This window comes from Paenibacillus sp. oral taxon 786 str. D14 (assembly GCF_000159955.1).
GTDB lineage: Bacteria > Bacillota > Bacilli > Paenibacillales > Paenibacillaceae > Fontibacillus > Fontibacillus phoenicis.
In genome coordinates this window covers 136,720-145,302 of record NZ_GG695970.1, presented here as the reverse complement: position 1 = coordinate 145,302, position 8,583 = coordinate 136,720, and the positions used below count along the sequence as shown (strand labels likewise).

General features: G+C 51.6%; 4 protein-coding genes and 1 pseudogene. 4 read left to right on the top strand and 1 reads right to left on the bottom strand.

The window, feature by feature from the left end; all coding sequences use genetic code 11:
- Positions 1-951: 951 nt before the first annotated feature.
- Positions 952-1,080: pseudogene (locus POTG_RS22920) on the top strand (IS3 family transposase); the annotation flags it as partial.
- Between the two features lie 93 nt (positions 1,081-1,173).
- Here the strand turns inward: POTG_RS22920 and POTG_RS00680 are convergent.
- Positions 1,174-3,759 (bottom strand): adenosylcobalamin-dependent ribonucleoside-diphosphate reductase, encoded by a 2,586-nt coding sequence (locus tag POTG_RS00680; RefSeq protein WP_036643702.1) that lies wholly within the window; start codon positions 3,757-3,759, stop codon positions 1,174-1,176.
- A 482-nt stretch (positions 3,760-4,241) separates the two neighbouring features.
- Here POTG_RS00680 and POTG_RS00675 point away from each other — a divergent pair, with 482 nt between their 5' ends.
- The 3 genes from POTG_RS00675 to POTG_RS00665 all read left to right on the top strand — a co-directional run bounded on the left by POTG_RS00675 (position 4,242) and on the right by POTG_RS00665 (position 8,252).
- Positions 4,242-5,288, top strand: a complete 1,047-nt coding sequence (locus POTG_RS00675) for a 2,3-butanediol dehydrogenase (protein WP_009222860.1) — start codon at positions 4,242-4,244, stop codon at positions 5,286-5,288.
- Between the two features lie 216 nt (positions 5,289-5,504).
- Positions 5,505-7,283 carry a DEAD/DEAH box helicase gene (locus tag POTG_RS00670; protein WP_009222859.1) on the top strand — a complete coding sequence of 593 codons (1,779 nt, stop codon included), beginning with the start codon at positions 5,505-5,507 and terminating at the stop codon, positions 7,281-7,283.
- A gap of 9 nt (positions 7,284-7,292) precedes the next feature.
- Positions 7,293-8,252 (top strand): YqhG family protein, encoded by a 960-nt coding sequence (locus POTG_RS00665; protein ID WP_009222858.1) that lies wholly within the window; start codon positions 7,293-7,295, stop codon positions 8,250-8,252.
- The last annotated feature ends 331 nt before the right edge of the window (positions 8,253-8,583 follow it).

Genomic DNA, 8,583 nt, shown 5'->3' with positions numbered 1-8,583 from the left:
GAGTGTTAATAATGCTTGAAACTAATGATAAACCTGAAATGACTCCCAACACACGAGAAGATGAGATTTTATAAGTAAAGAAGAAATAGACGAACCAAATAAAAATGTAATGAGCAAATCAATCCATATAATTGGGATAAAATTGTATGTTTCATCCACAGTTTGTTGAACTCGAGTTTGATAATTAAAAGAAATAATTGCAAATATAACCAAACCGACCAACCAAATTATTTTCCAAATATAAGATGATAATTCAGATTTTTTCACTTAAGTACCTCCTTGTATTAAGCTAAGTTTAGAAATGCACTAGTCTCATATCACCTAATAAGTTTGATTACATAACTTTTGTAAATATATCTTGGCGTGTCGACAAACATGCTAATTCTTTACATATATCTCATTTTACACCAAACCACATGTCAGTACAATCCATTATCTACATCTAAAGTTCATGTGCTTGCATTAAAGGAAACAAGACGCAAGATATCTGTACATACCGTATAAAGCGATAGATGTTCCGTGGTGCTTACTCCTCAACTTTTTATTACGACACGCAGATGTAATAATCCGGGTCGCCTGATTCGAGGTACATTTTGGAGTATCGTGAGCAGCACTCCACTTTTTATCCCCATGCATTCACATTTTTGCAAAGTAAAGGTCAGATTTTAACGATTCACCGAAAATCCGTTCGCTAAAGATTATCTGCTCAATCAACATATTGAAGTTTTTTACGTCGAGACTTTTCCCGATCTTCATTCAAAAGTATTTCCTCTAACTAAATGAACTTACTTCCTGCCGAAAAAACAAAAGCCCGAAGCGGTATGTTTTGCTTCGGACTTTTTGCCCCCATGATCACAGTGCGGGAATTTTCTAAAAAATATGCATTTTAATGCATATCTATGCGTTTCTCATTAATTATGAAATTTCACTCTCATCATTTTTGAAATAGTTCTCAACGATTCTGACAACACACACGTTGAGCAGACCACTCGAGAGTATATCACATACTATAACGTATTTCGAATTCAAGCGAAACTAAACAACCAGTCACCGATTGAATTTCGGCAACTGGCTGTTTAGTAAAGGTGTTTTGACCCCTGTCTCAAATCAGGGGGGCAGCCCCATTTTGCTTCGGGCTTTTTGCCTTTTCGAAAAAATTCATTTATCCAATTCTTACGAGCACTTGCTATACCCGCAGTTGCTGCAAGTTTTGCAGCCCTCGATGTTGATCAGCGAGGCGGAGCCGCAGGATGGGCACAGGTCGCGCGAGGTGGCCGGTGCGCTGCCGTGGCTGTAGCCGCCATGCGAGCCGTCTGCCGTGCCGTGAACGTGTGCTGTCTCCTGTGCAACCGTTGCGGCTACCGGCGCTGGGTCGTGGTCGCCGTAAGGTCCGTTTTGTACGTGCGTCTCCAACGCTTTGGCGACGGCGTCCGCGATCGATTCAACGCGGTTAGGACCAAAACCGATCGCTCCCGTACCGCCGATGCCTTTGAGATGCTTAATCAGCAACTCAACCTTCTCGCCATGGTCGCCGTAACGCAGGAACAGCGAGCAGACGCGGCCAAGGGCTTCTGCCATCGCGAACACGTCAGAACCAGCTTTACCTACGTTCAAGAAGATCTCACCTGGAGTCCCGTTCATGTCATTGATCGTGATATAGGCCATGCCAAACGGCGTGTTGATTTTATACGTTGCTCCATGCAGCACTTGCGGGCGTCTCTTGTATTGTTCGCCGGTTTTTGGGCTGCTGGCTTGAACCGAAGCATTTGCCGGTTGTGGAGTTGCCGCTGCGCTAGGTTGAGCAGATGCTTCCTCTTTCTTCTCTTCCTTCTTCTCCGTTTGCAGAACTTGCACATCGCGGCTGCCATCGCGGTAGATCGTTACGCCTTTGCAGCCAAGGTCGAAGGCCAGCTCATACAGCCGTTTCGTATCTTCAACCGTAAAGTCGGACGGGCAGTTGGCCGTTTTCGAGATCGAGCTGTCCACCCAACGCTGAATCGCCGCTTGTACGCGGATATGATCTTCCGCCGACAAATCCATCGCCGTTACGAAGTAATCCGGCAGCGGTTCGCCTGGATGCGCGTCCATCCATTCCTGCGCGATCGGCACGAATTGCTCGTCGAAGCCGAGACGGCTTTGACGGTAATATTTGAAGGCGAAGTACGGTTCGATCCCAGTCGAAGTGCCAACCATCGTCCCTGTGCTGCCAGTTGGCGCTTGGGTAATGATCGTGACATTGCGAATCCCTTTGGTGCGGACAGCTTCACCAACTTCTGGATACACTTCCGTCATGTTCTTCATAAAGCCGCTTTGCAAAAATTTATCTGCTTCAAATGCCGGGAAGGATCCTTTCTCTTCTGCGATATCTGCAGAGGCCAGGTAAGCTTCCTTCGCAATAAAGCCATACAATTTATCGAGGAATTCCAGCGATTCCGGGCTGCCGTAACGGATGTTCAGCTTGATCATCAGCTCGGCCAGACCCATCGTTCCAAGGCCAACGCGGCGCTCTTTCTTCTGGTTCTTCTCGTTTTCTTCAAAATGATAAGGTGTCTTGTTGATGACGTTGTCCAAGAAACGAACTGAATAACGCGTAGTTGTCGCCAGTTCATCCCATGCCACATCGTGCTTCTCTTCATCGTAGAACTTGGACAAGTTCATCGCCGACAGGTTACATACGCCCCAGCCCGGCAGCCCTTGCTCACCGCACGGATTCGTACAGATGATCGGGTTAAAGTACCAGCTGTTGGACATTTGGTTGTAGTATTCCATGAAGACCACGCCCGGCTCAGCGGATTTCCAAGCCGATTCGATGATCGTATGCCAGATCTCCCGCGCTTTGACGGTACGGTAGTGGATCACTTTACGTCCATCGGCTTTCCATTTATCGAGATCGCCGTCCCACACCTCGTTGTAATCCTCGTAAGTTGTATCCGGGAATACCAGATCCCAATCGAGGTCTTCTTTTACAGCTTTCATAAAAGCATTGCTGACGCAAACCGACAAGTTCGCGTTGGTCACTTGGCCCATCGTCTGTTTAACAGTGATGAAGTCCAGCACGTCCGGATGCCAGTCGTTGATCATCAGCATCAGCGCACCGCGACGGCTGCCGCCTTGCTCGATCAGGCCGGTTGTGTAGCTGAACAAGCCGCCCCAAGATACAGCACCGCTGGAAGAGCCATTAACGCCACGAACGATCGCACGACGTGGACGCAGGGAGCTCAAGTTAATGCCTACGCCGCCGCCGCGAGCCATGATCTCGGTCATTTCGGACAGCGTCTCCATGATGCCGCCCCGGCTGTCCTTCGGCGAAGGAATAACATAACAGTTGAACAAAGTTAACTCATCACTGGCACCGGCACCAGCCGCAATCCGTCCGCCCGGAACAAGCTTCCAATCATCCAGAATATAACGGAATTTCTCTTCCCATTCCTTCTGTTTCTCCGGCGTTTCCTCAACCGAAGCCATCGCTTTGGCCAGACGGTCCCACATTTCTTCAGGCGTTTTCTCGATATTGAGGGTCAGCTTCTCGACGTCGGTCTCCACCAGATCGCCCCGGCGGGTCTTCACCGTAACCTTACGGCCGTCACGGGCAACAACCTCCCCTACTTCCTTCGTCGGGAATTTTGGGTCGTCCTTCGTCAGAACGAGTACGACATCGCCCACTTTGGCGTGGCTAGGATCCGCGTCCTTCCAGGCGTACCGGTCCAAGAAGATTTTCTCACTTAGCCCCTCAAGGCGCTGTTTTTGCACAGTTTTCAAAGAAAACACCCTCCTAAAAATTGATTCAGAGTATCCTTTAATTAATCAGTCATTCGCCTCGATTCCTAAAGTCGAAATTAGGCAAAAAAACGAAAAAAACGCTGTATCAAGCCGGAAATCGCCCGCTTGATCACCGCGGCACACACCCTGTAAACGGTAATATCATATGTATGAATCACAATATATTGTGTGCGAATACCATTATACTATACAATATCTCGTTGTCATAGCAGTTCAGGGTGAAATTTCAGGCTTTAATCCGAATACATCTCGCCCAACCCCCTGTTTCCTTCAATTCTCTCTATTTTTCAGGCTCAAAACTATAAAACCGCTTTGTAACCATTTCCAAGAAACCAGGGAAGCATCTCCTAAGTTTTATTAGATTTGAATTAACACAATTTTAACAAATCAATGGGAATCCTGCCCCCAAAAAGGAGTAAACTAGAAATTGAGGTTCATAACTTACGAGGAGATGAGTTCAAGTGAAAGCTTTAAGATGGCATGGCGTCAAGGACCTAAGACTGGAGAACATCGAGGAGCCAAAAGCGGAACCGGGCAAAGCGAAAATCAAGGTGGAATGGTGCGGGATTTGCGGCAGTGATCTGCACGAATATGTAGCCGGCCCGATTTTTATCCCTCTGGAAACCCACCCGTTAAGCGGAGATAAAGCGCCGATCGTCATGGGACATGAATTTTCCGGACAAGTGGTTGAAGTTGGCGAAGGCGTCACCCGCGTGGCCGTCGGCGATCGCGTCGTGGTTGAACCGATCTATGCCTGCGGAACCTGCGAGACTTGTAAGCAAGGGAAATACAATCTTTGCGATAAAATGGGCTTCTTCGGCCTGGCGGGCGGAGGCGGCGGATTCTCCGAATATGCCAACGTACCGGAACAAATGCTACATAAAATCCCGGATTCGGTATCCTTCGAGCAAGGCGCCCTGGTTGAGCCATCCGCTGTAGCACTTCATGCAGTCCGCTCCAGTAAATTTAAAGTGGGCGACAAAGCAGCTGTCTTTGGCACCGGACCGATCGGTCTGCTGGTGATCGAAGCACTGAAGGCTTCAGGGGCTTCGGAAATCTATGCGGTCGAGCTGTCTGAGGAACGGAAGCAGAAGGCTGCCGAGCTCGGCGCCATCGTCATCGATCCGAAAGAATACGATGCCGTCGAAGAAATTCACAAGCGCACGCAAGGCGGTGTGGACGTAGCCTATGAAGTGACAGGGGTTTCTCCCGTGCTAACCCAGGCGATCCTATCCACCAAAATCGGCGGTGAAACGATGATCGTCAGCATTTTCGAGAAGGAAGCCTCCCTCCATCCGCAAAACATCGTCATGAAGGAACGTACCGTAAGCGGCATTATCGGCTACCGCGACGTCTTCCCGGCGGTGATCAGCTTGATGGCTCAAGGCTACTTCTCGGCGGACAAGCTGGTGACGAAGCGCATTAAGCTGGATCAAGCCATCGATGAAGGCTTTGAAGGACTCCTCAAAGAGCGGAATCAAATCAAAATCTTGGTGAAAGCGGAGTAAAATAGATCAAGCAATCGCCGGTCAGGGAGATGATCCCCGGCCGGCTTTTTTTTTAATGAGATAAACCACCCTCTTGCTCTTACAAGGTTATGAACTCCTTCCTTTTCGTCCATACTACACCTACGTCTGCAATTTAAGCACAAGATCTGCCAGATTCGGATCTTTTCTCTCCGTAATCGAGCCGACAAATACGCACCGAAAGGGAGGTTTTACACTATGAATCCACATCCCTCCGGCCCTTCCCCCCACCCGGCCGCGTCGCCAGACTTGCTCGCCCCGATTCCCATCGACTTCGACCGGAGCTGGTTCAACGAACTGGAGACCCGGCATCAAAAGGGCGGTCCCTGGGACGATTGGAAGCTGTTTAACCTTGCCCTTGAGGCCGAATCCGCTTCGCTTGTCACAAGCTTTGAGGAGATGCAGTGCCTAAAGCATCTGCACAACGTCACGCCGCTGCCCCATCAAACCGAAACCGCTCGCAAAGTCCTGTTCGAGATGCGCGGACGGGCTATTTTAGCCGACGAGGTGGGGCTTGGGAAGACGATCGAAGCGGGCTTAATTTTAAAGGAATATATCGTGCGCGGATTAGTGAAAAAAGCGTTGATCTTGGTGCCGGCCTCCTTGGTGCTGCAATGGGTACGGGAGCTGAACCAGAAGTTCGGCATTCCGGCCGTAGCCCAGAAGAAGGAGCATTCTTGGCACAACGACGTGGTGGTTGCATCCATGGACACGGCAAAGCGCGACCCGCATAAGAACATTTTGCTGAACAACGAATATGACCTGGTGATCGTGGACGAAGCCCATAAGCTGAAGAATAAGAAAACGTCGAATTATCAGTTCATGCTGCAGCTGCGGAAAAAATATTGCCTGCTCCTCACCGCCACCCCGGTGCAAAACGACCTCGGCGAGCTGTTTAACCTGATCACGCTGCTGAAGCCGGGTCAACTGGGCGGGCAGAGCGAGTTTGCTGCGAATTTCGTCGTCGATAAGCGGCTGCCGAAGAATGAGGAGCAGCTCAAGGATGAGCTGGCCAAGGTGATGATCCGCAACCGGCGCGGCGACGGTGAGCTGGAGTTCACCAAGCGGATCGTACGCAACATCGACGTTGAGTTATCCCCGGAGGAGAAGAACCTGTACAACGGGGTAACTTCCTTTGTCAAAGACCAATATCATGCCAACGGCGGAGACCTCAACAGCATGCTGTCCCTCGTCACCTTGCAGCGCGAGGTGTGCAGCAGCCGCGACGCCGTGTTTGTCACGCTGGTGAACTTGTCGAAGAAGCTGGCTCCGGACTCCCCGATTCGCGACCGGATTTGGGATCTCGTCGATCTGATCCGCCAGATCAAAGCCAACAGCAAAGCGGAGAAAGCGATGGAGCTGATCCGCGAAATGAACGACAAGGTGATCGTGTTTACCGAATATCGGGCGACGCAGGAGTATTTGCTGAAATATTTTCGCGAGCGCGGTATGACGGCGGTGCCGTATCGGGGCGGAATGAATCGCGGCAAGAAAGACTGGATGATGGACCTGTTCCGCGGCCGCGCCCAGGTCATGATCGCCACCGAAGCCGGCGGCGAAGGGATCAACCTGCAGTTTTGCCACCAGATGATCAACTTCGACTTGCCGTGGAACCCGATGCGCGTAGAGCAGCGGATCGGCCGCGTCCACCGCTTGGGGCAAACCAATGACGTCCATATATATAACCTGTCCACCAAGGGCACGATCGAAGAGCATATCCTTCACTTGCTGCATGAGAAGATCAATATGTTCGAAATGGTCATCGGCCATCTGGATGTGATTTTGGAACGGTTCGAGAAGCAGCATTCCCTGGAAAAAAGCCTCTACCAAATCATTCTGGAATCCGGCAGCGACGAGGAAATCGCCAGCCGTGTCGACTCGCTGGGACGCGAATTCGATACGATTAAATCCGAGCTGGATGCGGAAGCCGAAGAACGTGGGAACAACGGCGGTCTGCAGCAGCTCTTGGGAGGTTGAGTTGCGGTTATGTCCATGACCCGAGAGCAGATTCGCGATTTTGTGATGACTTATTTGGAAGCGACGGAATGCCAGTTTCTCGAAAAATCGCCCCATCACGTCACGGTGAAGCTCTCTCCCCGCGCCGACCGCGATTTGACGAACCGCCCTTATTATTGGGGGTTCATCGATCGGACCGGGGCGGAGCCAGAAACGATGTCGTTTTCGTTTATTTTTGACCCGGAGGCGCACCAAGCGGTCGAGAAGGCGAAAGCCGCTCAGGAGCAGGCGGACGCCGGGCAGCAGATGGAAAACGCCCAGGAGGACACCTTGCTGGGACGTTATTTTGGGGCGGTCCGGCCGTTGCCGGTGCTTGGCCCCGGCCGGATTCAACGCGAGGAGCTGGCGTTTGGCAGCTCGCGGCTCAAGCAGATCTTTGAGGCGGCGCGGAAAGGCGGCCGCTATGTGTACTTGTTCGAGGAGCCGGGGCAGCGGCAGCGGACGGCCTTGCTGCCCGCCGCTTACGAGCCGTGGCTGGGCGTCTGCTTTAAGGTGGAGTTCTGCTGCGATATGAAGCGGGAGGAGCTGCATTTTTACGGCGTATCCTTACTGTCGGGCGAGGTCGATGAATCGTTTCAGTCCCGGATCGTGGGCAAGCCGCTGGTCCCCCGATTGCCGGAGAATATCCATATCGAGCCTACCCGGCTGTCCTTGGATGCCGGTCGCTTGGCACTCGAGCAGCGTCTGACCGAACAGATCCAGGCCTACGATGACACCTGGGCGCAGGAAGCCCGCGAACGGCTGAGCGATGAGCTGGCGCTGATCGACGCCTATTACAAGGATCTGATCAAGGATCCCGAACCCGAGCGGGCGCAAGGCGCAACCGAGCAATACGAAGCGAGACGGGAGGAAATCCGCTGGCAATACGAGCCGAGAATTGTCGTATCCGCCTTGGGCTGCGGCATCTTTCATCTGCGTTCGCCGAGGTGACGAGAAATAGACGGATCTCGCTAAAAGACCGCAAAAATAGAAGCCGATGGCGGCCAAACCGCGCGACAGGTTGCAACATCCTTTTTGGACCGGCTTCGGTACAATGGACAAGCAATCGAAATCAACAGGCCAAGGTGCCATACGAATTGCCAGGGAGGCGATGTCATGCGACAACCGCGTTATCTCCGAACCAACCTGAAAAAACGATCGATCACTTGCAAAATTCTCTTATGCGCCAGCATCTTATATAGCGCAGCCAGCGCAGGTTTGCCGCTGGCGGGCGGCCCCGGCGGCCTGAGTACGGCGGCCGCCGAAGGCGTAGGCAGCGCAG

Bases quoted from the DNA above. Each gene is read 5' to 3' on its own strand.
- POTG_RS00670 (WP_009222859.1), top strand. From the start codon at position 5,505: ATGAATCCACATCCCTCCGGCCCTTCCCCCCACCCGGCCGCGTCGCCA.
- POTG_RS00665 (WP_009222858.1), top strand. From the start codon at position 7,293: ATGTCCATGACCCGAGAGCAGATTCGCGATTTTGTGATGACTTATTTG.